Source organism: Bacillus sp. XB1 (assembly GCF_053557995.1).
The window spans coordinates 266,300-289,118 of sequence record NZ_JBNRIL010000003.1 but is presented as its reverse complement, the minus strand read 5'-3'; the positions used below and the strand labels follow the sequence as shown (position 1 = coordinate 289,118).

Genomic DNA, 22,819 nt, shown 5'->3' with positions numbered 1-22,819 from the left:
CATGATAAACTGAAAATCCTTCATGATAGGGAGGATTCAAGTTAAATATTCAGAAAATTTAGTACAATCTCCACTAAGAAATAGTATTGGGGGAATTGTATGTGAAGACATTGAAATCGATCTTACTTTGGGGCGTTATTACAGCAGTAGGAGCAGGTGCTTTTGGGGTAATAGCTTTATCACAAGGTGAAACCATTAATGCTGTATGGCTCTTAGTAGCTGCCGTATGTGTATATGCAGTTGCTTACCGCTTTTATAGTAGATTTATAGCGAGAAAGGTTTTTAATTTAGATGATAATCGGCAAACACCAGCCCATACATTAAACGATGGGAAAGACTATGTTCCAACAAATAAGTGGGTATTGTTTGGACATCACTTTGCAGCGATTGCTGGGGCGGGACCTTTAGTAGGACCGATTTTAGCAGCACAAATGGGATATTTACCAGGAACCATTTGGATTATTGTTGGGGTAGTTGTTGCGGGGGCTGTCCAAGATTTTGTCATTTTATTTGCTTCGATGAGACGTAATGGTAAATCGTTAGGAGAAATGATTAAAGATGAGATTGGACCTGTTACAGGACTAATTGCAATGATAGGTATTTTAGGAATTATGATTATTTTATTAGCAGTATTAGCGTTAGTCGTAGTAAAGGCACTAATCGGAAGTCCTTGGGGAATGTTTACGATAGCAGCAACGATTCCTATCGCTATTTTAATGGGAGTTTATATGCGCTATATTAGGCCTGGTCGTGTTGGAGAAGGATCAGTAATTGGTATTATCCTACTTATTTTATCTCTTGTTGGAGGACAGTATGTAGCAGAAAATCCAACACTTGCAAGTATGTTCACATTTAGTGGTGAAACAATTGCTATTATGCTTATTGTATATGGATTTATCGCATCGGCATTACCAGTTTGGATGCTTTTAGCACCACGTGATTATTTAAGTACATTTTTAAAAGTCGGAACAATTGTAGGGTTAGCAATCGGTATCTTAATTGTAGCACCAGATTTACAAATGCCAGCAGTTTCGAAATTTATTGATGGAACTGGTCCTGTGTTTTCTGGAAACTTATTCCCGTTCTTATTTATTACTATTGCTTGTGGTGCAGTGTCTGGATTCCATGCTCTCGTTTCATCAGGTACGACGCCGAAGATGATCGAGCAAGAGGGACACGCACAGCCAATCGGTTATGGAGCAATGTTAATGGAGTCGTTTGTAGCAGCGATGGCGATGATTGCAGCTTGTGTATTAACACCGGGAACGTATTTTGCAATTAATAGCCCCGCAGCACTTATCGGTACAGATGTTTCGCAGGCAGCTCAAGTTATTTCCTCATGGGGATTTGCTATTACACCAAATGAACTAAAAGATCTCGCTGTAAATGTTGGAGAGCAAACAATTTTATCACGTACAGGTGGTGCGCCAACATTAGCGATAGGTATGGCATATATTTTCTCACAAGTAATAGGTGGAACGGCCATGATGGCATTTTGGTATCATTTTGCGATTCTCTTTGAAGCTCTATTCATTTTAACAACAATTGATGCCGGAACGCGTGTCGGCCGATTTATGATTCAAGATATTTTAGGGCATGTATATAAGCCATTTGGGAAAACGGATTCTACATTAGCGAATGTAATCGCTACAACATTATGTGTATTAGGGTGGGGATATTTCTTATACCAAGGGGTAATAGATCCGCTCGGTGGAATTAATACATTATGGCCACTTTTCGGTATTGCAAATCAAATGCTAGCAGGTATTGCATTATTACTTGGAACGACAATTTTGTTTAAAATGGGAAAAAAGGCGTACGTTTGGGTAACACTTATTCCAACTATCGGGTTGCTGATTGTAACGATGACGGCGGGATATCAAAAGCTATTTCATGAAAATCCTAAAATTGGATTTCTATCGCATGCAAAGGTATTTCAGGGAGCATTAGATGAGGGAAAAGTGTTAGCGCCAGCTAAAAATGTCGCTCAAATGAAGCAAATTATTTTCAATGATTATATCGATGCAGCGCTTTGCGGAATTTTTATGATAGTTGTAATCGCTGTGTTAATTTCAGCACTTCGAATTTGGATCCAAGTATTAAGAAATAAGCCAATGCCGTTAAAAGAGGCACCATATATTCCTAGAGATGAAAGTGAGTCGAGGAACTATGCTTAAAAAGTTGTGGCAAGTATGGGGTGAAAGAAAACGCTTTATTAGTTTGCTCGTTGGAGTACCAAGTTATGAAGTATATGTGGAGCATATGAAAAAGCATCATCCTGAAGAAGAGGTTGTATGTCAAAAGCAATTTTTTGCTGAGGCACAAGAAGCAAGATTTAATGCAAAGGGTGGAAAAATATCACGCTGTTGTTAATGAAAAAGGGCGAGTTTTCGCTCTTTTTATTTTTTTGCTGTTTCACGTGGAACAGCAAAAATAAACAAAACCTTTGGGAATTAAAGGTATTTCGTATACAATAAAGTGAGGAAGGGGATAGATGGAAAAGTAGGGAGATTATTTTATGTTAAGGGACTTATTTGTAAATACAACAATTATTCTTTCCTTTATTTTTATTGGGGGTCAGCTTTTAAGGGATAAGCCGTTAAAAGAAGGATTCTCTTTTGGGCAGAAATGTGTAGTAGGCATTTTTACTGGGATACTAGGTATAGTATTAATGTATTTCAGTGTTCGTGTTGGTACCATTCTATTGGATTTACGCTATTTAGCTGTTATTCTAGCTGTTATTATTGGAGGACCGATAGCGAGTACCATAACAATTGGTATGATTTTAGTAACTAGGCTGTTGTTTATGGATTATTCATTAGCTTCTCAAGTGGCTTTTTATACAATCATTGCGATAGGAATAGGGAGTATCTTTATTTCGCGCATGAAGCTTTCTTTAGGGGGAAAGTGGGTATGGTTACACACATATATTTTATCTATTCTAATCCCAGCGTTATATATATGGTTAATTAAAGAGATCCACATAGTGGGATTATATTTAATTTCTAGTATTATTACAGGTTACATAACATTCATAAGTGCAAATTATGTTTTACAATCCAATGAGTTATTTCAAAAGATGAAACAATACGCAACGATAGATGCATTGACAGGTTTAGGAAACGTAAGACAGTTTGATTTAGAGATGAATCGTCATATTAGTAATAAGAACATGAAAAATGATTCGTTTTGTTTACTACTTATAGATATTGACCACTTTAAGTATGTAAATGATACGTACGGGCATCCTGCAGGGGACGAAGTGCTAAAACAAGTAGGATGTATTTTACGAGAAACTTCACAATTTCCAGATTTGGCTTTTCGAAAGGGTGGAGAGGAGTTTGCGCTTTTGATACCGAATAAGGGATTAGCTTACGGAATTCGTATGGGCGAGCAAATTCGTACAGCTGTTGAAAGTCACCCATTTCAATTGTTAGATGGAACGAAAATAAAAATTACAGTTTCGGTGGGGGTTTCAGAATATGAAGAATCACCGGAGAAATTTATTCAAGCGGCGGATGATGCGTTATACTACTCGAAACGAAATGGTAGAAATAAGGTCAGCTCTGTATCTTAAAGATAAGATGACCAGAAGACATAAAGCTTATAAAAAACACTCACAGAGGCAATGTATGAACTTTGTGAGTGTTTTTTATTTATATATTAGACAAGCTCTTTTGATACAACAAATTTACGATATGCACCATGGTGAGTTGGACCTACGTATTCGTTAATTTTGAATGAGTAACGAATAGCAGCCGTGATGAATTCTTTAGCAGTTTTTACTGCTTCTTTCACAGGTTTTCCTTTTGCAAGTTCTGCTGTAATTGCAGCAGAATATGTGCAACCTGCGCCGTGTGTATTTGTCGTATCAATTTTTTCTGATTCTAGAAGGTCGAATGTTTCTCCATCATATAGGACGTCGATTGCAGTTTCCGTACCAAGTTTGCTACCGCCTTTAATTAGGACGTATTTTGCACCTAAAGCATGGATCTTTTTCGCTGCTTCTTTCATGTCTTCAAGAGAATTAATCTTTACGCCACTTAATTGGTAAGCTTCAAATAAGTTTGGTGTTACAACTAATGCCTTTGGAACAAGAACGTCACGTAAGCAGTCATTCGTTTCAGGATGTAATGCTTCATCAGCACCTTTACATACCATAACAGGGTCAACTACTACATTATTGAAATTGTGCTTTTCGATTGTTTCTGCAACCATTTCAATAATTTCTACTGATCCAAGCATACCTGTTTTTAAAGCGTCTACGCCAACACCTTCAATTGTTGTTTCTAATTGTGGTTTTAATGTAGAAGCTGGGATTGGAAATACGTTATGTGCCCAACCGTTATGTGGATCCATCGTTACGATTGTTGTAAGAGATGTCATTCCGTATACGCCCAGTTCTTGGAATGTTTTTAAATCTGCTTGTATACCAGCACCGCCACTTGTGTCAGAACCAGCGATAGTAAGTGCTTTATTTAATGTCATTATGAAAGCCCCCTCGAGTGATATAATGAAAACTATGTTCTCACCATTATATCAATGTTACGAATAAGTACAAAGTGAAAAGTAGATGATTTATTTTAAGAGCTATTTAAAATCTTGTATGCAGGAGACTGAGTATGTTTCGAGATAATCGTACAAATGAATTAGTTATATTAAAGGAAATTGCAGAAACATTAAATACATCAAATGATACATATCATGTATTGCAAGCTGTCCTAGAGAAATTACTAAGTGTAACAGGTTTAACGACAGGATGGATTTTTCTTGCGGATGAAAATGGGAAGTATACGAAGTTAATTGACTATCAATTACCAGAGGCACTGACATATGAAAATAAACGCCCGATGTGCGAAGGTGAATGTTGGTGTTTACGAGGTTTTGTAGATGGAAAATTAGAGAGAGCCGTTAATATTATTGAATGTAAAAGAATTAATAATGCAATTGAATATAATTGGGGAGATACGGAGGGCATTCTTCATCATGCTACGGTTCCTTTAAAAGCTGGGGGAGAAAAATTTGGGGTGTTAAATGTTGCAAGTCCGGGTAAAACACATTTTTCAGAAGAAGAATTAGTATTACTCCAATCGGTTGCTTTCCAAATTGGTACGGCTTTAAAGCGAACAAAATTATATGAAAATGAAAAGAGAAGAGCACATTATTATGTGAAATTAGAGCGTTTCATTCAAGATTTAAAAACGATTCATAAGTTTAATGTACTACCTGAAAAAGTGGTAAATCACGTAGGTGAAGTATTTCAATGGAATCAAGTAGCGCTTTTTATTAGGGAGGAAAAAGAATTATCTCTGCGAGCGTCTTACGTTCAGGAAGAGTTACAAGAGGATGTAAAAGAGGCGGCCAAGAGGGCGTTAGAACAAGATGAACCAGTTCTAATAAAACATCAAATAGGACATAATGTACATCTAAATCGAGCTGTTATTGCTACACCAATACATATTCAAAACCATATATTTGGTGTTTTATGTGTTAGCTTGAATAATGGAGAGTTTGATGCTAATACAATAGACGTAATTCAAGCATTATCGAACCATGTTTCGTTAATAATAGAGAATTTGAGGTTAAACGAGCAGCGCCGTGAACTTGTACGAATGGAAGAAAGAAATCGGTTAGCAAGAGATTTACATGATTCTGTTTCGCAAAAATTATTTTCATTAACCTTCATGACAAAAGGCGCCGAGGCAGTTTTAAAAGGTAAAAATGAAAAGGTAGATCAATCTTTGCATGAGATGCGTGAACTTGCGCAAGGAGCTTTGAAAGAAATGAGGACATTAATTTGGCAGCTTCGTCCGGCGGGATTAGAAAAAGGATTATTGCCAGCTCTAAAGCAGTACGGTGAAAATTTGGGACTGAAAATTAGGGAGCAAGTTACGGGTGTTCGTGATTTACCTCGTGTAGTAGAAGAAGCTTTGTGGCGCATAGGCCAAGAAGCACTGAACAATGTAAGTAAGCATGCAGGTGTAAAAGAAGCGACGATTTATTTTACAGTGAATGAGAAAAATGTATCATTAGAAATAGTTGATCAAGGAAAGGGATTTGTGGAAAAGAATATAAAAGAAAAGAAATCACTAGGTATGACTACGATGCGTGAAAGAGTAGAATTAGTTGGTGGAACAATTAAAATTGTAAGTAGTAATAAACGAACGAGCGTAAAAGTAAACGTACCATTATGATGTGAAAATGAGGGAAGTTTGTGAAAATAAAAGTATTGTTAGTTGATGATCATACAGTCGTTTTAAAAGGATTAGCATTTTTCTTAAGTACACAGGAAGATTTAGAGTTAGTTGGAGAAGCGAATAATGGGAAAGAAGCGTTAGTGAAAGTAGGAGAAACAACTCCCGATGTTATATTAATGGATTTATACATGCCTGAAATGGATGGTGTTGAGGCGACGGCATATATTAAAAAAGAGTATCCAAATGTGAAAGTAATTGTATTAACTAGCTTTTCTGATCAGGCGCATGTGTTACCTGCATTAAGGGCTGGAGCAAGTGGGTATATTTTAAAAGATGTAGAACCAGATCAGCTTGTTGAGGCTATTCGAAGCGCATATAAAGGTAATATTCAATTACATCCGGATATAGCAAATGCTCTTCTCTCTCAAACATTACCTGTAGAAGAAAAGGAAGAAGAACCTTCTATTCAAGTGGATGTGCTAACAGCGAGAGAAAATGAAGTATTGCAGCTATTAGCAAAAGGGATGAGCAATAAGGAAATTGCATCGGTTTTAGTTATTACAGAAAAGACAGTTAAGGCGCATGTAAGTAGCATTTTGAGTAAGTTGAATTTATCTGATCGTACGCAAGCGGCATTATATGCAGTGAAAAATGGAATTGTATAAGACGAAAGTCGTAAGACCAAGTTCGCCTTTGGAAGGTGGACTTTTTTTATGAAAAAATACGTCTATGTGAGGACGAAATTGTCTTTATATAAAGATAAAATATGTTTGTAAGCAACAAAACAACAATTACAAGGGATACCTTTTTTGAAAGCATATAACAACATAAGAGTGAGTACTAGGAGGAATAAATAATGGCAACAGTTTTATTCGTTAAAGCAAATAACCGTCCAGCGGAACAAGCGGTTAGTGTAAAATTATATGAGGCATTTTTAGCAAACTATAAAGAAGCACACCCAAATGATACAGTAGTAGAACTTGATTTATATAAAGAAGAATTACCATATGTAGGCGTAGACATGATTAATGGTACATTCAAGGCAGGTAAAGGCTTTGATTTAACAGAAGAAGAAGCAAAAGCAGTAGCAGTTGCTGATAAGTATTTAAATCAATTCCTAGAAGCTGATAAAGTTGTTTTCGGCTTCCCATTATGGAACTTAACGATTCCAGCAGTATTGCACACATATATTGATTATTTAAACCGTGCTGGTAAAACGTTCAAATATACGCCAGAGGGTCCAGTTGGCCTAATCGGAGATAAGAAGATTGCATTATTAAATGCAAGAGGCGGCGTATATTCAGAAGGTCCAGCAGCTGAGGTAGAAATGGCTGTTAAATATGTAGCAAGTATGATGGGCTTCTTCGGCGCAACAAACATGAAAACAGTAGTTATTGAAGGACATAACCAATTCCCAGATAAAGCAGAAGAAATCATCGCTGCAGGTCTTGAAGAAGCAGCTAAAGTAGCAAGTGAATTTTAATTAAAATTATAATCGTCACTCGAAAAAACAGTATTAACGTTTACATGTTAATGCTGTTTTTTATATTTTTAGTTCATCAGCAAGTTTTTCTAATGTATTTCGATCTTGTATATAATATGTTCGGCCTTCTTTTCTTAAATAATTTTGTTGGCAAAACTGATTTAATATATATAAAAGATGACGGTAGCTGACATTTAAATATTCCGAGGCCTCGGTATGCTTTTCTATATAACAATTATTTTGCTCTGTTAATAAAATAAAAGCAGCTAATCGATTTTCAAAAGGATAACTATAGTTTTTTGCGTAATTTTCAGTGCGAGTAATTGTCTTTTCTCCAATAAATTTACATAAGTGCTGTAAAAACGTTGCATCTTGTAATAAAAGTTGCTGACAATCTTTAAGAGGAAGTGCCAAACACACACAATCTTCTAGTACTTCAACGGACTTAGTAATATTTTCTACTCCTATTAATCCTAATTCCCCGATAAAAGATGGTGCTTGAATAAAATTAATTAATGAAACCTTCCCGTTTTTATGACTCATATATATTTTTGCTTTCCCAGAAATTAAGTAATAGAGATAAGGGAGAGCATTTCCTTCGCTACATATCATCTCTTTCGTTTGAAAAGAATGCAGCTCTACATATGGCAAGACATGAAATGAAAATAGGGTATGGAATTGATGGATTCGCATGTATTGATAAATTTCTTCCTCATTTTTGCTGATTTTCATATTTTCACCCCTATGTATAGTATGAGATATCTCCTATTATCTTTACAAGAAGGAATGATACGATTTATGTAAATTTGTTTTTGTAGAAAAGAGAGTGTGATGAATTTATGAAAAAATATAAAACGTTGTTATTTGATGTAGATGATACATTACTAGACTTCCAAAAGGCTGAAAAAGTGGCTTTACGGGTGCTTTTTGAAGAGAAGGGAATCCCTTTAACAGACGAGATAGAGGCTCGTTATAAAAAAATAAATAAAGGTCTTTGGGATGCTTTTGAAAAAGGGGAACTATCACGCAATGAAGTTGTAAATACAAGATTTTCTCTGTTGTTTAAAGAGTATGGAGAAGAAGTAGATGGAATATTATTGGAAAATAATTATCGTAACTACTTAGAAGAAGGAAATCAACTCATGCAAGGTGCGTTTGAATTTATAAATCAAATTCAAGGAGAGTATGAATTGTATATAGTGACAAATGGTGTTTCTAAGACGCAAGATAAACGTTTACGTAATGCAGGTTTACATTCATTATTTAAAGATGTTTTTGTTTCGGAAGATACAGGTTTTCAAAAGCCGATGAAAGAGTATTTTGATTATGTTTTTGAACGGATTCCTAACTTTGCACCTGAAGCAGGGCTGATTATTGGGGATTCATTAAGCGCTGATATGAAAGGTGGATATGTAGCGGGAATTGATACTTGTTGGTTTAATCCAGAAAGGAAATTAAATGATAGTGGGATTATACCGACATATGAAGTGCATAATTTTGAGGAGTTAGAAGCGTTATTAAAGCAGCATGTGTAATAAAAAAATAGGCAGTGGAGCTTTTATCCCCACTGCCTATTTTTATTAATTTTTATTTTCGTTATGTTTTGGGAGCGGAAAGGCATTCCCGATAGCAGCTGCACCAAGCATGGGCAATAGTAAATTAAGCGGGAAAAACATAAGTAATAGTAATGTTATAGCTATTGGCTTTCGTAACGCATAGCTTGAAATTGCTGTCGTTACGATGGCAACAGATGCTACTGGATCTATAGGAAGAATAGATGCTACAGCGTATCCGATACTTGACCCGGAAAATATAATTGGGAAGATATGTCCACCTCGCCACCCTGTGTTCAAACAAACGGCAGTAATGCACAACTTTAAAATCCCTGAAAGAAGTAGTATCCAAAAAGATAAATGGCTCCATTCAACAACTAATTCTTTTAATTGATGTTCCCCTGAAAATAATGTGTACGGAAGAAAAGTTCCCGCAATTCCTAATAAAATACCACCGATAATTCCGAGTGTCAGTTTGTATTCCCTAAAAGGGTGAATTAACTTCTCTAATGTGAATTCTAACTTGAAATAAAAGAAACCAACTATAGCACCGATACTAGCAAGTGGAAGAAATGCGATCCATTCATTGAAAGAAAGTGCACCTTCCCCGAAATCAACAATAAAGGATCCACGATTATCGAGTTTACTCAGTAGTAAATAAACAGAAAAACCTGCGAAAGTAGTAGTTAAGTATACAATCGCCTTTTTTCCTTTAGAAAAAGCAGCAATTTGTTCCCCCTCATTTTCATTTGGTGCTAAATAACCGAATAATGGTGCGTTAAAAATGACACTTAAAGTAGCTCCAATTCCGATCTCGGTTAGCTCATTCATACCCTTTAAGGCAAATTTAAAGCGATCCCCTACCCATGTGCACAGTCCGCCTATAATTCCAACTAGTGCGGCTTCTGGACCAAGACTAGCTCCGAAAATTAAAACAATAATCGCTGTTAAAGTAGCCTGATGGACAAAGCGATATTCGATTCGACCAGTTTTTTTATATTCAGCCATCACTTCAGGCATAAGGCGTGGGTATGTACCGAAATGTTTTTGTGATAGACCAACAAGGACCCCGCCAATTATTGTTACGCAAAGGGTGTAATAAGAGGGAAAAGAGAGAACTTCAGGCAAGTATCCCCAAATAAAGTGGATTCCAATATTTATTGTGACTAAAAATAACCAGACTGTAGCTCCTACTATAGATCCTAGAAGAATGCCATATAGAGCAAGTATGTACTGCATATCTTTTTTATTTGTCATGTTATACCTCCGTTATGTAAATCTTAGTAGGTAAAAAAGTGAAATATACTAGTGAAAAATGGATTGAATATATATAGTATCTTTTTGAGAAGATGGCCTATTCAACATATAGGCTAACTTTAGGGGAATTTGAATTTATAGGTTAAATTACTTATTTAATTTTATAGATTGATTTGAGGTTTTTAAAGGTCTTTTTTGAAATAGACTAGAATATATTTCTTTTGTTGCTTTATATGAAACTGTTAACATTTATTTTAGAACATTCAGAAAAACTGTTTGACATTAGGAAATTATTGCTATAAAATCAACGGTAATTGCATAGTCTTATCAAGAAAAGGTGGAGGGACAGGCCCGATGAAACCTTGGCAACAGCCGTATAACGGAATTGTGCCAAATCCTGCAGGTAGTAATCCTGAGAGATAAGAAAGAGCCTTTAGAGCGTGTTTTCAAACTGCTCCTTTCTTGTTTTCAGGAAAGGGGCAGTTTTTTATTTTGTATAAAAGAAAGGAGAATGAGAGATGGGAGAATCATGGGGAAAAGGAACAATTTGTGTGCAAGGTGGCTATACGCCAAAAAATGGTGAACCACGTGTTTTACCACTTTATCAAAGTACAACATATAAATACGATACTTCAGATGATTTAGCAGCCCTATTTAACTTAGAGGCAGAAGGATATATTTATACACGTATTGGAAACCCTACTCTAGCCGCATTTGAGCAGAAGTTATCAGATTTAGAAGGCGGTGTAGGAGCTGTTGCAACGGCTTCTGGGCAAGCAGCTATTATGCTCGCAGTTTTAAATATTTGTAGTAGTGGGGATCATTTACTTTGTTCTTCAACGGTTTACGGGGGAACGTTTAATTTATTTGGAGTGAGTTTGCGTAAACTGGGTATTGATGTTACGTTCTTTAATCCAAATTTAACGGCAGATGAAATTACGGCGCTTGCTAATGACAAGACGAAACTTATCTATGCAGAATCGTTAGGAAATCCAGCGATGAATGTTTTAAATTTTAAAGAATTTTCAGCTGCTGCTAAAGAATTAGAGGTACCTTTTATCGTTGATAATACATTAGCAACTCCTTATTTATGCCAGGCGTTTGAACATGGGGCAAATATTATTGTTCATTCTACGACGAAGTATATCGATGGGCATGCGAGCTCCTTAGGCGGTATTGTAATTGACGGTGGAAACTTTGATTGGACAAATGGAAAGTATCCTGAACTTGTTGAACCAGATCCAAGTTATCACGGTGTAAGTTACGTTCAAAACTTTGGTGCAGCAGCGTATATTGTGAAAGCACGTGTTCAGCTATTAAGAGATTATGGAAATTGTATGAGCCCATTCAATGCATATATTAGCAATATTGGCTTAGAAACATTGCATTTACGAATGGAACGTCATAGTGAAAATGCTCTTGCAGTTGCTAAGTGGCTTGCTAGCCATGAACGTATTGAATGGGTGAATTATCCGGGCTTAGATAGTAATGAAAATTACTCATTGGCACAACAGTACTTGAAAAAAGGCGCTAGTGGTGTTTTAACTTTCGGTATTAAAGGCGGATTAGAAGCAGCAAAAGAATTTATCGCAAATGTAAAACTAGCAACTCTTGTAACGCACGTAGCTGATGCACGAACTTGCGTTATACATCCTGCTAGTACGACGCATAGACAATTAAATGCTGAAGATCAGCGTTTAGCTGGTGTTACATCTGATTTAATTCGTTTATCAGTTGGTATAGAAGATGTTTCTGATATTATTGCAGATTTGGAAGCAGCTCTAGTTGGGGGCAAAACACATGCCGATCATAATTGATAAAGATTTACCGGCTCGCAAAGTGTTACAAAAAGAAAATATTTTTGTAATGACGAAGGAGCGAGCGGAAACACAAGATATACGCGCTTTAAAAATTGCTATATTAAATTTAATGCCAACGAAGCAAGACACAGAGGCGCAATTACTTCGCTTAATTGGAAACACACCGTTACAATTAGATGTTCATTTGCTTCATATGGAATCACATCTATCTCGTAATGTAACGCAAGAACATTTAACAAGCTTTTATAAAACGTTTCGTGATATTGAAAATGAAAAGTTTGATGGGCTCATTATTACAGGAGCGCCAGTGGAGACCCTCGCTTTTGAAGAGGTAGATTATTGGGAAGAGCTTAAACATATTATGGAGTATTCAAAAACGAATGTAACATCTACGCTCCATATTTGCTGGGGAGCACAGGCTGGCTTGTACTATCATTATGGTGTTCCAAAGTATCCCCTTAAGGAAAAAATGTTCGGTGTATTTGAACATGAAGTTTGCGAGCAACATGTGAAATTGTTACAAGGATTTGATGAATTGTTTTTTGCTCCGCATTCTCGTCATACAGAAGTACGAGAGAATGATATTAGAGGAGTGAAAGACTTAACATTGTTAGCAAACTCTGAAGAAGCAGGTGTTCACCTTGTTATTGGGCCAGAAGGAAGGCAAGTGTTTGCCCTTGGACATAGCGAATATAGTTGTGAGACGTTAAAACAAGAATACGAACGAGATCGTGACAAGGGATTAAATATTGATGTGCCAAAAAACTATTTTAAACATAATAATCCAGATGAAAAGCCGCTTGTTAGGTGGAGGAGTCATGGTAATTTATTGTTTTCTAATTGGTTGAATTATTACGTGTATCAAGAAACCCCTTATATATTGTAAAGAAAGATTGTGTAACACGTGGCAACGTTTTCCTTGTAAAGATTAACCTTTATTTTTCCGAATGTTCAAAATACATTGTTTTTCAGATTTTTTACTCATATAATTTCATCTAAACACAATTTTTGAGGGGTGGACAGTACTATGAAAGAAATTCAAGTTGGGTTATTAGGTCTTGGGACAGTTGGCAGTGGTGTGGTTCGTATTATTACGGATCATCAAGAACGACTCATACACCAAGTAGGTTGTCCAGTGAAGGTAACGAAAGTATTAGTGCAAAACATTGAGAAAGAGAGAGAGGTAGAGGTACCTTCTACTCTATTAACACAAGATGCAAATGAAATTTTAGATAATCCAAATATTGATGTTGTCATTGAAGTGATGGGTGGCATTGATGATGCAAAATCATATATTTTACAAGCTTTAAAAAGCGGAAAGCATGTTGTAACTGCAAATAAAGACTTAATGGCATTACATGGAGCTGAATTATTAGCGACAGCAAAAGATAATAAGGCTGATTTATTCTATGAGGCGAGTGTGGCAGGGGGAATTCCAATTTTACGCAGTATCGTAGAAGGACTTTCCTCAGATCTTATTACGAAAGTAATGGGAATTGTAAATGGAACGACAAATTTTATTTTGACGAAAATGTCAGACGAAGGGAGAGCATATAACGACGTGTTAAAAGAAGCCCAACAACTTGGATTTGCAGAAGCAGATCCAACATCAGATGTAGAAGGTTTAGATGCAGCAAGAAAAATGACGATTTTAGCTACTCTCGGTTTCTCTACAAATGTAGAGCTTGGAGACGTGAAAGTAAAAGGGATTACCTCTATTACAGAGGAAGATATTGAATATAGTAAGAGCTTAGGTTATACAATTAAATTAATCGGTCTTGCAAAACGAGATGGTGAAAAATTGGAGGTTACAGTTGAACCAACTTTACTTCCAAATACACATCCTCTTGCGGCAGTACAAAATGAATATAACGCTGTGTATGTTTACGGTGAAGCAGTTGGGGAAACGATGTTTTATGGACCAGGCGCAGGAAGTTTACCAACAGCGACAGCTGTTGTTTCGGATTTAGTTGCTGTAATGCAAAATATTAGATTAGGGGTAACAGGAAATAGTGCTGTAGTCCCACAATATCAAAAAGTATTAAAAGAGCCAGACGAAATTGTCGTGAAAAAGTTTTTAAGACTGCATGTAAAAGACGAAATTGGTGTATTTGCAAAAATTACTTCATTGTTCTCTGAGCGCGGAGTTAGCTTTGAGAAAATTATTCAAATGCCGCTTGAAGAGAAAGGAAAGGCTGAAATTGTAATTGTAACGCATCGTGCGTCTCTTGCTGATTATGATTATATTCTACATACGTTGCAAGGGTATGAAGAAATAGATTGTTTGAAAGCGAACTATCGAATTGAAGGGGATGCTAAGTAGTATCCTTACCATAAAACAGAAAGAGCCTATTAAGCAGCTTGCTTAATAGGCTCTTTTCTATTTAAAATCTGCGTACCAACTTGAATAAATGCTTGGATAATCCAGCCTGTTGTAAAGGATAAGATGATTGTTCCAAAATAGATAGGTCCGTCTAATAAAAAGCTTAACGTTAAAAATAAAAAGGCTAATGAAATCTCTGTTCTTCTAAACGTCCATTTTTTCTTCTCAGCAACCGTTAAAACGAAAGCTTCTTGAGGCGCTGCGCAAAGGTTTGTAGAGACGTAAAGACCAATTCCAGCTCCAACGAATAGATTTCCGCAAATAAGTGTTATATATTTTGGAAGAGAGCGGATAGCGTCCATAATAGTTGTAATGGAACCAATCCAATCAACAAAAAGAGAAATAAGAACCATCGTTACAATTGTACCGATTGTAATTTGTTTTTTATTCCAAAAGAGTACGATAAGTGTAAAGGCAAAGTTAATCATAAAAATCCAAAAACCAATACTTATGCCAAAATTTTGATATAGTGCAATAAAGAAGGAATCATAAGGGCTAAGTCCAAAGGAAGTAATTGTCGTCATCATATTAATACCGATGGCAAGAATGAGTAAACCGCCAATGAAAAATATATATTCTAATTTGAATCGAAGCATAGTTGTATATCCTTTCTAAATGTATTTGCTAGGAAAGGATATATTGTGGAAAGCTTACCAGGTCAAGGGAGAATTTTTGTGAGAAGGGGAAAATGAGATGACAAATATAAGAAAGATTGCTGAACTTGCTGGAGTATCTGTTTCAACTGTTTCACGTGTACTAAATAATCATCCGTACGTAAATGAACAGAAACGAAAAGAAATTTTAGCGATTATAGAAGAATTAAATTACACGCAAAACGTGAATGCGATTCATTTAGTGAAAGGAAAAACGAATGTAATTGGCGTTTTATTACCACACGTAAATGATCAATATTATAGCGCTATTATCGAGGGGATATCAAAAGAGACAGCCAAGAATAATTATAATATGATGCTTTGCCAGACGAATTATAGCGAAGAAAGAGAACTAGAAATTTTAAATATGTTAAAAATGAAAAAGCTTGATGGGGTTATTATTTGTTCTCGGGCAAATAGTAAGGAGAAGCTTGAAGAATATACAAAATTCGGCCCGATTGTTATGTGTGAAGAAATAGATTCAAAATGCATTTCAAGTGTCCATATCGATTACTACAAAGTATTTTCACTTGGGATGAAAAGCTTAATAGATGCCGGTCATACACATATTGGATATTGTATTGGAAGAAGTAATAGTGTTAATAGCCAAAGACGAAAGAAGGCATATGAAGATTCGCTTCAACAGAGTATCGTAACACCGCTAGAGACCTGGAAATTTGAGGGTTGTTTTACAGTGGAAGATGGACGCAATGTAATTAGAGAATGGGCTCATATGTCAGTAAAACCGACGGCGTTCCTTGTATCTTGTAACCATATTGCAGCGGGGATGGTTACAGAAGCAAAAAAACAAGGAATTCGTATTCCGGAGGATATTACGATTATCGGGTGTGATGATCAAGAGGTGGCAGATATATTGGGTATAACGACGATTTCGCATTCTAGTAAAAACGTTGGAGTAAAAGCGTTTGAATTATTATATGAAAAGATTAATGAAGAGAAATTAGATGTGAAGCATATAGAGTTATTACCAGAGTTAGTAAATAGAGAAACGACGTAATTGAGAAGGTGTGAAAATCGCTTTTCAAAATTTCGTTTGGTATAATTATGGACAATCTATGAGGGCTAAAAGGGGTTTTGATATGAGATCAAAAGTAGTAAAAGTAATTCTACTCATTACAATTGCATCTTTCTGTTTATTTGCATATGGCTTTGTTTCAGGTGTAAATGATGTATTAAATCCGAAAGCTTCAAATTTAATTAAAAAGACCGATGTAGTGGCAAAAGAGAAAAAGAAAACGGGAACGTTACAAATCGTTAGTTTAGGTGATTCATTAACGCGTGGCGTTGGTGATAAAGAAGGAATTGGCTATGTTGGGCGAATGAAAGAGGATTTACAAAAAGATTATAAGCAAAAAATTGCATTAACAAATTTAGCAGTTAGTGGTGCAAAAATGCCCGATTTATTAAAACAAATTGAAAGTAATGGCGCTCAATATTCAATTAAGCAAGCAGATGTAATCGTGTTAACGATTGGTGGGAATGATTTGTTCCCAGGCTGGGAATCGCTTGGGAAAATAGATTTAGAGACGTATCGTCCTGACACAGAAACGTTTCAAAATGAAGCAAAGAAAATTATAGAAGAAATTCGTAAATTAAATACAGATAGTCCGATTTTTTGGCTTGGTTTATACAATCCTTTTGAAGATGTAGAAGATTTAAAAGGGTCTTCAAACATTGTTGTGGACTGGAATGCATCTTTAGAGAAGTTAGCGCTAAACGATAAAAATGTGTATATTACACCGACATTTGATTTATTCCAAAACCGCGGGAAAGATTTATTATACTCTGATCATTTTCATCCGAACGAAGTAGGTTATACGTATATGGCAGAACGTTTAGTTCAAAATGTTGTAAGTAAATTAAAACTAGAACAAGGAGGGGTAAAATGACGACGATACTTTCCGTACGAGATTTGAAGAAGGTAATTGGAAAGAAGACTCTTGTAGAGAATATTTCCTTTGATGTAAAGCAAGGAGAAGTGTTCGGGTTCTTAGGACCAAATGGTGCTGGAAAGACGACTACCATTCGAATGTTAGTCGGATTGATTAAGGCGACAGAAGGTAAGATTTCTATCGGTGGTTATTCGATTAAGGAAAATTTCAGAGAAGCGATGCGTCAAATTGGGAGTATCGTTGAAAACCCAGAGTTGTATACATATTTAACGGGATGGGAAAATTTAAAGCAATTTGCTCGTATGTTAGGTGATATATCAGATGAACGTATTATTGAAATTGCTGAAATGGTTCATTTAGATGAAAGAATTCATGACAAGGTAAAAACGTACTCACTTGGTATGAAACAACGCCTTGGAATTGCGCAGGCGCTCCTTGGGAATCCAAAATTGCTCATATTAGATGAGCCAACGAATGGTTTAGATCCAGCAGGGATTAGAGAACTTAGGGAATTTATACATAAGCTTGTAAAAGAAGAAAATATGAGCGTGTTTATTTCAAGTCACTTGCTAAGTGAAGTGCAAATGATATGTGATCGCGTTGCTATTATTCATAAAGGAAAAATGATAACAGTTGCCAAGGTTGAAGAATTAATTAAAACAGCAAGTGATCGTGTAGAATGGATTGTTACACCAATTTCTAAGGCGAAAGATATGCTAGAAGCGGCCGAAGAAGTAAGGGAAGTGAGTGTAGAAGGCGATCGATTACTATGCCGCATGGATATTGCATCTATAAGTAGTTGGAATAAACACTTTGTCGAAAATGAAATAGATGTACATAGCGTTAAGGAGCTTGTATTTACGCTAGAAGATTTATTTATTGAACTCACAAGGGGTGAGCAGCATGCGTGAATTTGCGAATCTAGTTTTAAATGAATCAGAAAAGATTTACCGTAAGAAACGTATTTTTGTTGTCATGCTTATTTTAGCAATCTTGATCCCGCTTTTTGTGTATGCGCAGTATCGTGAAATAGAAACGACACAAAAAAGACTCGGTACAACCGATTGGAAGGTTTCATTGCAACAGCAAATTGTTGATTCTCAGAACCGGTTGAACAATTCTAGGTTGCCAGAAGAATGGCGTGATTGGTTAAAGGTAAGAGTTGAGCAACAACAATATTATTTAGATCATGATATTAATCCGATGGCACCGGGTGCACCGACTTTTGTCAGATCATTTATTGAACAAGGAATTACATTATTTATTCCGCTTCTCGTAATGATTGTCGCCATTGATATCGTTTCAGGAGAACGAAGTGATGGGACGATGAAGATGTTACTTACGCGGCCAATCCGGCGCTGGAAAATACTCCTTAGTAAATACGTGACGATGTTATTTTTCATTTCGCTCATACTGTTTCTTGTAGGTTTGTTTGCTTACATATTATCAGGGCTTGTATTTGGATACTCGGGATGGAATTTACCTGTTTTAACAGGATTTGTTATTGATAAGGAAACGCTAAATACGAACTTTGTGCATCTTATTCCGCAGTGGCAATACATCTTAATGGCGTATGGACTAGCATGGTTTGTTGCTATCGTTGTCGGAACTATATCATTTATGGTCTCTGTTTTAATTCGTAATACACCAGCTGGTATGGGCGTTATGCTAGCTGCATTAATTGCAGGCGGTATTTTAAGCTCGTTCGCAACATCTTGGGAAGGCGCCAAATATATTTTTAGTGTGAATTTATCATTAACGGATTATTTATCAGGAAAATTACCTGCATTACAAGGTTTATCGATGGGATTTTCTTTGATGAATTTAACTGTTTGGGCAGTTGTTTCCCTTGTTATTTCGTTCGTAGTATTTACAAGACAGGATATGGTGAATTAATTAGACAGGAAGTGACAGTATGGAAAATGTTTTAAAGAATGATTGGGAGCCACTATTGGCACCAGAATTCGAGAAAGAGTATTATCTTACTCTATCCAGTTTTTTGACAGAAGAATATAGCACGCATGTTGTTTATCCGAAGGTAGAAGATATTTTTAACGCTCTTCAGTATACAAGTTATGAAAATACAAAGGTTGTTATTTTAGGACAAGATCCATATCATGGACCGAATCAAGCGCATGGTTTAAGCTTTTCTGTGCAACCTGGTGTTAAAACACCACCGTCATTGTTAAATATGTATAAAGAACTTCGAGATGAATATGGTTATGAAATCCCGAATAACGGTTATTTAGTAAAATGGGCGGAACAAGGAGTATTATTACTAAATACCGTATTAACAGTTCGTCAAGGCGAAGCAAATTCTCATAAGGGAAAAGGATGGGAGCACTTCACAGATCGTGTAATTGAACTATTGAATGAACGTGAAAAGCCAGTTATTTTCATATTGTGGGGGCGCCATGCGCAGGCGAAGAAGAAGTTAATTACGAATCCGAATCATCATATTATCGAATCTGTACATCCAAGCCCACTATCGGCAAGACGTGGTTTCTTTGGTAGTAAGCCATATTCTAAAGTAAATACGATTTTAGCTAATATGGGCGAAAGAGAAATTGATTGGGAAATTCCAAATTTATAAATAGAAAAGGTAGTTAACAGTCGTTAACTACCTTTTTATTATTATTGTTGCTCGTTCTTTAATTTTGCATCTAGTACAAAAGTGCCAAATGGGATAACTGATGAAACAAATGCTCCAAGTGCCCATAAAATTGATTTACGGTGTACGATTGTTACTTGAATTACTGCAAAGATGAATAGAATAAATAGAACACCATGAGCCATGCCTGTAATTTTAACAGCTGTTGCAAATCCTGCGAAATATTTCAATGGCATTGCTACAAATAATAGTAATAGGAAAGAAATACCCTCAACTAGTCCAATTGCTCTTAATCGTCCGATTGGTGTAGATAACATAAAGTAGCCTCCTTTAACGTATGCTTGTATATAGTAAATTTGTATTCTTTTTCAAAATAAAATAGTCTATTTTGTTTCATTATATACAAAAAGAAAGTTTACACTACGAGAATAGTGCAAAGTTCAAAATATAGTCACAAAAGCATGAGAATTTAAATAAAAACCTATTTGAAGTATTTGACTTCAAATAGGTTTTGTGAATGAAAATATTAAACAAGTACATCCGTTTTTAAAACGAATTTCTCTACAACTTTTGCAACACCATCGTTCATATTTGTATCTGTTACGTAGTTTGCAATTTCTTTAATATCATCAGGTGCATTGCCCATTGCAACGCCAAGACCAGCAAATTCAATCATCGCTTGGTCGTTATAGCTATCGCCCATTGCGATAACTTCTTCACGCTTAATGCCAAGCTTTTGGATCAGTTTGTTTAAGCTCGTTCCTTTTGTAACACCAGCTTCAGTAAATTCTAAGAAGAATGGTTTCGAACGCATCACGCTTAATTGGCCTTCTAGCTGTTTTTGTAGTTTCTTTTCAACTTCAACAAGGCGTTCAGCTTCTTTATTCATTAATACTTTTACTACGGGCTCTTTAACTGCAGCTTTAAAGTCATCTACTACAACAATTGGCATACCAGTAATATCGCCCTCAATTTCAGTATAAGGATTATTTTCTTCCGTTACGATATCATCGCCCATATAAGTATGAATCCATACATCTTCAGTTTTACTAATTTCAAATAGGTTGTGAACGATTTCAGGAGATAGTGTACTACTAAAGATTTCTTCGTTTGTTTTACAGTTAATAATTTTTGCACCATTAAAAGATAAAATGAAACTGCCGTATTCTTCTAAACGAAGTTCTTTCGCTACATTGCGCATACCGAACGTTGGACGTCCAGAAGCAAGTACAACCTTTACGCCTTGCTCTTGTGCAGTCATTAACGCTTCTTTCGTACGAGGTGAAATAGTATGGTCATCACGTAATAAAGTATCATCTAAATCTAAAACAATCATTTTATAAGTCATATAGAAAATTCCTTTCTTTAATTGAAATCAAAATACATGTTCATGAAGAGATTGAGGAATAATAGTAAGACATCAAACCTCTTTGAAAAGAAGTAGATAAATTATTATGAGTGTGTTGCTCATAATATTGGTTAATAATCATTGGGGATGAATAAAACCCCAATGATTAAAGTTTGATTTTATCGTAACAACTCTAAAGGTAGAGTGCAATAATGGAAGTTTTCCAATTTAAGATATTTGTTTTGCTGTGGAACGAGAAAATAGTATTTCTAGCAAGATTGCCATTACAGATCCAAGAACGAGACCATTACTTAAAAACGATGCTAGAAATGGTGGAAGTGTGGAATATGCTCCTGCTGGAACAAACATAACTCCGACTCCTGTAAAGATTGAAAGACCGGCTACTTTAAATAATCGTTCTTTATCCTGGACAGTTTCGTATTCTCGAAAGGCGAGGCCAATCATGCTTGCGAATACAGGATAAATAGCGGCATAACCAACTGCAACAGGGATTGCTGCAAAGAATGAAGTAATCTTTGGAAATATACTAACGACAATAATAAAGCTTGACCCTAATATAAACGGGAGACGTTTATAAATATTAGTCGTTGCAATAAAACCTGCTGATCCAGAAATAGCGACAGGCCCAATAGCTGAAAATAGGCCGCCTAGCAATTGGTTGATTCCTGTTATAATGCCAGCTTGTTTAAAACGATCTGATGCAGCGTTTTCTTCATATTTAGAGACAACCTTTTGTACAACGCGAATACTTGCTAACATATTTGTTAGAAGTAAGAGCGTAACGAAAATGACCGTAATTACCATGTTCCATTCAACACGAGGCATTCCGAAAACAAATAAGGATGGAAAACGGATTATGTCTGTCACTGGTGTTATTGGATTAGATAATCCGAAGCATGCGAATAATATCCAGCCGCATACGATACTGAAAAGAACGGAATATTGTCCAATAATAGGTAGCTTCATGATGAAAAAGGATAGTAAAATAACAATGAGTGAAAGAATAAATACGTTAGGTTGTACTTCTGTATGTTTTCCATCAAGGCCAAACATTCCCTTTAAGAAGGAGCCACTAAGCTGCGCGACAAGAAGAAATAAATACGTTCCAATGACTGTCGGTGTAAAATAGCGAACGAGTTTATCAATAAGTCCAAAAACGCTAAGAATAATACAAATAATACCACTTAATAAGAAAGCATATTGAAGAACTTTAAGTGTCTCATTATTTGATCCAAATAGTACGACGCCTAAACTTGCGTAAAGAGAGAAAATTCCCCACCAAAGGCCAGCAGGACCTTCTTGAATAGGAAGTTTATGCCCAAATATAGCTTGCAAGAGACCAGCAAAACCTAGAACAAATAATGTTCTTTGTACAAATGCGATGGCTTCAGCGCCATTAAGACCATAACTAGTTGCGACACTAATTGGTACAATAAGGCTTCCAGCTAAAATAAATAGTGCCCATTGTAAGGCGGAAAGAAATGTCTTCATTATATCAACCTCTTTCATAGATTCCGTATCTAGTATATACGTATTTTATTTCCACTGGCAAAGATTGTAGATAGAGAAAAGAGTTGAAA

22 protein-coding genes and 1 riboswitch are annotated in these 22,819 nt (G+C 35.9%); of the genes, 15 read left to right on the top strand and 7 right to left on the bottom strand.

Going from position 1 to position 22,819, the window contains the following annotated elements; translation table 11 throughout:
- Positions 1 to 101 precede the first annotated feature (101 nt).
- The 3 genes from cstA to ACK1U5_RS22620 all read left to right on the top strand — a co-directional run bounded on the left by cstA (position 102) and on the right by ACK1U5_RS22620 (position 3,577).
- Positions 102 to 2,177 (top strand): carbon starvation protein CstA, encoded by a 2,076-nt coding sequence (cstA, locus tag ACK1U5_RS22630; RefSeq protein WP_000854310.1) that lies wholly within the window; start codon positions 102 to 104, stop codon positions 2,175 to 2,177.
- The gene (locus ACK1U5_RS22625) at positions 2,170 to 2,373 is read left to right on the top strand and encodes a YbdD/YjiX family protein (protein WP_000914504.1); all 204 of its coding nucleotides are present in this window, start codon (positions 2,170 to 2,172) and stop codon (positions 2,371 to 2,373) included. Before cstA ends, ACK1U5_RS22625 begins: the two co-directional genes overlap by 8 nt.
- 145 nt (positions 2,374 to 2,518) lie before the next feature.
- Positions 2,519 to 3,577, top strand: coding sequence for a GGDEF domain-containing protein (locus ACK1U5_RS22620; protein WP_069604734.1), 1,059 nt, complete (start codon positions 2,519 to 2,521; stop codon positions 3,575 to 3,577).
- 86 nt (positions 3,578 to 3,663) lie between these two features.
- Here the strand turns inward: ACK1U5_RS22620 and pdxK are convergent, their stop codons facing one another.
- Positions 3,664 to 4,488: a pyridoxine/pyridoxal/pyridoxamine kinase gene (pdxK, locus tag ACK1U5_RS22615; protein ID WP_000174264.1), complete on the bottom strand. Its 825-nt coding sequence runs from the start codon at positions 4,486 to 4,488 to the stop codon at positions 3,664 to 3,666.
- A 134-nt stretch (positions 4,489 to 4,622) separates the two neighbouring features.
- On the opposite strand from pdxK, the gene ACK1U5_RS22610 reads away from it, so the two are divergent.
- From ACK1U5_RS22610 to ACK1U5_RS22600, 3 genes are all read left to right on the top strand, one after another.
- A complete protein-coding gene (locus ACK1U5_RS22610) occupies positions 4,623 to 6,194 on the top strand; it encodes a GAF domain-containing sensor histidine kinase (RefSeq protein ID WP_000488144.1) in 1,572 nt (523 codons plus the stop codon).
- 20 nt (positions 6,195 to 6,214) lie between these two features.
- Positions 6,215 to 6,862, top strand: coding sequence for a response regulator (locus ACK1U5_RS22605; protein ID WP_000695812.1), 648 nt, complete (start codon positions 6,215 to 6,217; stop codon positions 6,860 to 6,862).
- Positions 6,863 to 7,053: 191 nt separating this feature from the next.
- A complete protein-coding gene (locus ACK1U5_RS22600) occupies positions 7,054 to 7,680 on the top strand; it encodes an FMN-dependent NADH-azoreductase (RefSeq protein ID WP_061139576.1) in 627 nt (208 codons plus the stop codon).
- A gap of 60 nt (positions 7,681 to 7,740) precedes the next feature.
- Here ACK1U5_RS22600 and ACK1U5_RS22595 read toward each other — a convergent pair whose 3' ends face one another.
- Positions 7,741 to 8,412, bottom strand: a complete 672-nt coding sequence (locus ACK1U5_RS22595; RefSeq protein ID WP_000703321.1) for a transcriptional regulator YeiL — start codon at positions 8,410 to 8,412, stop codon at positions 7,741 to 7,743.
- 107 nt (positions 8,413 to 8,519) lie between these two features.
- On the opposite strand from ACK1U5_RS22595, the gene ACK1U5_RS22590 reads away from it, so the two are divergent.
- Positions 8,520 to 9,215, top strand: coding sequence for a YjjG family noncanonical pyrimidine nucleotidase (locus tag ACK1U5_RS22590; RefSeq protein ID WP_000760192.1), 696 nt, complete (start codon positions 8,520 to 8,522; stop codon positions 9,213 to 9,215).
- Between the two features lie 45 nt (positions 9,216 to 9,260).
- Here the strand turns inward: ACK1U5_RS22590 and ACK1U5_RS22585 are convergent, their stop codons facing one another.
- Positions 9,261 to 10,490 (bottom strand): chloride channel protein, encoded by a 1,230-nt coding sequence (locus ACK1U5_RS22585; RefSeq protein ID WP_000182467.1) that lies wholly within the window; start codon positions 10,488 to 10,490, stop codon positions 9,261 to 9,263.
- Between the two features lie 321 nt (positions 10,491 to 10,811).
- A riboswitch (SAM riboswitch) is annotated at positions 10,812 to 10,916 on the top strand.
- Between the two features lie 92 nt (positions 10,917 to 11,008).
- On the opposite strand from ACK1U5_RS22585, the gene ACK1U5_RS22580 reads away from it, so the two are divergent.
- The 3 genes from ACK1U5_RS22580 to ACK1U5_RS22570 all read left to right on the top strand — a co-directional run bounded on the left by ACK1U5_RS22580 (position 11,009) and on the right by ACK1U5_RS22570 (position 14,633).
- Positions 11,009 to 12,307 (top strand): bifunctional O-acetylhomoserine aminocarboxypropyltransferase/cysteine synthase, encoded by a 1,299-nt coding sequence (locus tag ACK1U5_RS22580; RefSeq protein WP_044585038.1) that lies wholly within the window; start codon positions 11,009 to 11,011, stop codon positions 12,305 to 12,307.
- Positions 12,291 to 13,196, top strand: coding sequence for a homoserine O-acetyltransferase MetA (metA, locus tag ACK1U5_RS22575; protein WP_001121538.1), 906 nt, complete (start codon positions 12,291 to 12,293; stop codon positions 13,194 to 13,196). Before ACK1U5_RS22580 ends, metA begins: the two co-directional genes overlap by 17 nt.
- A gap of 141 nt (positions 13,197 to 13,337) precedes the next feature.
- Entirely contained in the window at positions 13,338 to 14,633 is a 1,296-nt protein-coding gene (locus ACK1U5_RS22570) for a homoserine dehydrogenase (protein WP_000659109.1), read from the top strand.
- Between the two features lie 29 nt (positions 14,634 to 14,662).
- Here ACK1U5_RS22570 and ACK1U5_RS22565 read toward each other — a convergent pair whose 3' ends face one another.
- Positions 14,663 to 15,289 carry a YczE/YyaS/YitT family protein gene (locus ACK1U5_RS22565; protein ID WP_000943411.1) on the bottom strand — a complete coding sequence of 209 codons (627 nt, stop codon included), beginning with the start codon at positions 15,287 to 15,289 and terminating at the stop codon, positions 14,663 to 14,665.
- A gap of 97 nt (positions 15,290 to 15,386) precedes the next feature.
- Here ACK1U5_RS22565 and ACK1U5_RS22560 point away from each other — a divergent pair, with 97 nt between their 5' ends.
- Genes ACK1U5_RS22560 through ACK1U5_RS22540 form a run of 5 tightly spaced genes read left to right on the top strand, consistent with a single transcriptional unit; the run spans position 15,387 to position 19,852 of the window.
- Positions 15,387 to 16,364 (top strand): LacI family DNA-binding transcriptional regulator, encoded by a 978-nt coding sequence (locus ACK1U5_RS22560; RefSeq protein ID WP_000181959.1) that lies wholly within the window; start codon positions 15,387 to 15,389, stop codon positions 16,362 to 16,364.
- A gap of 10 nt (positions 16,365 to 16,374) precedes the next feature.
- The gene (locus tag ACK1U5_RS22555; RefSeq protein ID WP_002022849.1) at positions 16,375 to 17,256 is read left to right on the top strand and encodes an SGNH/GDSL hydrolase family protein; all 882 of its coding nucleotides are present in this window, start codon (positions 16,375 to 16,377) and stop codon (positions 17,254 to 17,256) included.
- A complete protein-coding gene (locus ACK1U5_RS22550; protein ID WP_000207709.1) occupies positions 17,253 to 18,170 on the top strand; it encodes an ABC transporter ATP-binding protein in 918 nt (305 codons plus the stop codon). The genes ACK1U5_RS22555 and ACK1U5_RS22550 overlap by 4 nt, the downstream gene beginning before the upstream one ends.
- Entirely contained in the window at positions 18,163 to 19,155 is a 993-nt protein-coding gene (locus ACK1U5_RS22545; RefSeq protein WP_001206497.1) for an ABC transporter permease subunit, read from the top strand. Before ACK1U5_RS22550 ends, ACK1U5_RS22545 begins: the two co-directional genes overlap by 8 nt.
- A 19-nt stretch (positions 19,156 to 19,174) precedes the next feature.
- Positions 19,175 to 19,852 carry a uracil-DNA glycosylase gene (locus ACK1U5_RS22540; RefSeq protein ID WP_000432520.1) on the top strand — a complete coding sequence of 226 codons (678 nt, stop codon included), beginning with the start codon at positions 19,175 to 19,177 and terminating at the stop codon, positions 19,850 to 19,852.
- 41 nt (positions 19,853 to 19,893) lie between these two features.
- On the opposite strand, the gene ACK1U5_RS22535 is transcribed toward ACK1U5_RS22540, so the two are convergent.
- From ACK1U5_RS22535 to ACK1U5_RS22525, 3 genes are all read right to left on the bottom strand, one after another.
- Positions 19,894 to 20,187, bottom strand: a complete 294-nt coding sequence (locus tag ACK1U5_RS22535; RefSeq protein WP_000953396.1) for a DUF3817 domain-containing protein — start codon at positions 20,185 to 20,187, stop codon at positions 19,894 to 19,896.
- A gap of 209 nt (positions 20,188 to 20,396) precedes the next feature.
- A complete protein-coding gene (locus ACK1U5_RS22530; protein WP_000221382.1) occupies positions 20,397 to 21,218 on the bottom strand; it encodes a Cof-type HAD-IIB family hydrolase in 822 nt (273 codons plus the stop codon).
- A 228-nt stretch (positions 21,219 to 21,446) separates the two neighbouring features.
- Entirely contained in the window at positions 21,447 to 22,730 is a 1,284-nt protein-coding gene (locus tag ACK1U5_RS22525) for a purine/pyrimidine permease (RefSeq protein WP_000847044.1), read from the bottom strand.
- Positions 22,731 to 22,819: the final 89 nt, after the last annotated feature.

Excerpts from the sequence above, each read along its gene's own strand:
- ACK1U5_RS22625 (WP_000914504.1), top strand. The coding sequence starts at position 2,170 with ATGCTTAAAAAGTTGTGGCAAGTATGGGGTGAAAGAAAACGCTTTATT.
- ACK1U5_RS22620 (WP_069604734.1), top strand. The coding sequence starts at position 2,519 with ATGTTAAGGGACTTATTTGTAAATACAACAATTATTCTTTCCTTTATT.
- pdxK (WP_000174264.1), bottom strand. The coding sequence starts at position 4,488 with ATGACATTAAATAAAGCACTTACTATCGCTGGTTCTGACACAAGTGGC.
- ACK1U5_RS22610 (WP_000488144.1), top strand. The coding sequence starts at position 4,623 with ATGTTTCGAGATAATCGTACAAATGAATTAGTTATATTAAAGGAAATT.
- ACK1U5_RS22600 (WP_061139576.1), top strand. The coding sequence starts at position 7,054 with ATGGCAACAGTTTTATTCGTTAAAGCAAATAACCGTCCAGCGGAACAA.
- ACK1U5_RS22595 (WP_000703321.1), bottom strand. The coding sequence starts at position 8,412 with ATGAAAATCAGCAAAAATGAGGAAGAAATTTATCAATACATGCGAATC.
- ACK1U5_RS22590 (WP_000760192.1), top strand. The coding sequence starts at position 8,520 with ATGAAAAAATATAAAACGTTGTTATTTGATGTAGATGATACATTACTA.
- ACK1U5_RS22585 (WP_000182467.1), bottom strand. The coding sequence starts at position 10,490 with ATGACAAATAAAAAAGATATGCAGTACATACTTGCTCTATATGGCATT.
- ACK1U5_RS22580 (WP_044585038.1), top strand. The coding sequence starts at position 11,009 with ATGGGAGAATCATGGGGAAAAGGAACAATTTGTGTGCAAGGTGGCTAT.
- metA (WP_001121538.1), top strand. The coding sequence starts at position 12,291 with ATGCCGATCATAATTGATAAAGATTTACCGGCTCGCAAAGTGTTACAA.
- ACK1U5_RS22570 (WP_000659109.1), top strand. The coding sequence starts at position 13,338 with ATGAAAGAAATTCAAGTTGGGTTATTAGGTCTTGGGACAGTTGGCAGT.
- ACK1U5_RS22565 (WP_000943411.1), bottom strand. The coding sequence starts at position 15,289 with ATGCTTCGATTCAAATTAGAATATATATTTTTCATTGGCGGTTTACTC.
- ACK1U5_RS22560 (WP_000181959.1), top strand. The coding sequence starts at position 15,387 with ATGACAAATATAAGAAAGATTGCTGAACTTGCTGGAGTATCTGTTTCA.
- ACK1U5_RS22550 (WP_000207709.1), top strand. The coding sequence starts at position 17,253 with ATGACGACGATACTTTCCGTACGAGATTTGAAGAAGGTAATTGGAAAG.
- ACK1U5_RS22545 (WP_001206497.1), top strand. The coding sequence starts at position 18,163 with ATGCGTGAATTTGCGAATCTAGTTTTAAATGAATCAGAAAAGATTTAC.
- ACK1U5_RS22540 (WP_000432520.1), top strand. The coding sequence starts at position 19,175 with ATGGAAAATGTTTTAAAGAATGATTGGGAGCCACTATTGGCACCAGAA.
- ACK1U5_RS22535 (WP_000953396.1), bottom strand. The coding sequence starts at position 20,187 with ATGTTATCTACACCAATCGGACGATTAAGAGCAATTGGACTAGTTGAG.
- ACK1U5_RS22530 (WP_000221382.1), bottom strand. The coding sequence starts at position 21,218 with ATGACTTATAAAATGATTGTTTTAGATTTAGATGATACTTTATTACGT.
- ACK1U5_RS22525 (WP_000847044.1), bottom strand. The coding sequence starts at position 22,730 with ATGAAGACATTTCTTTCCGCCTTACAATGGGCACTATTTATTTTAGCT.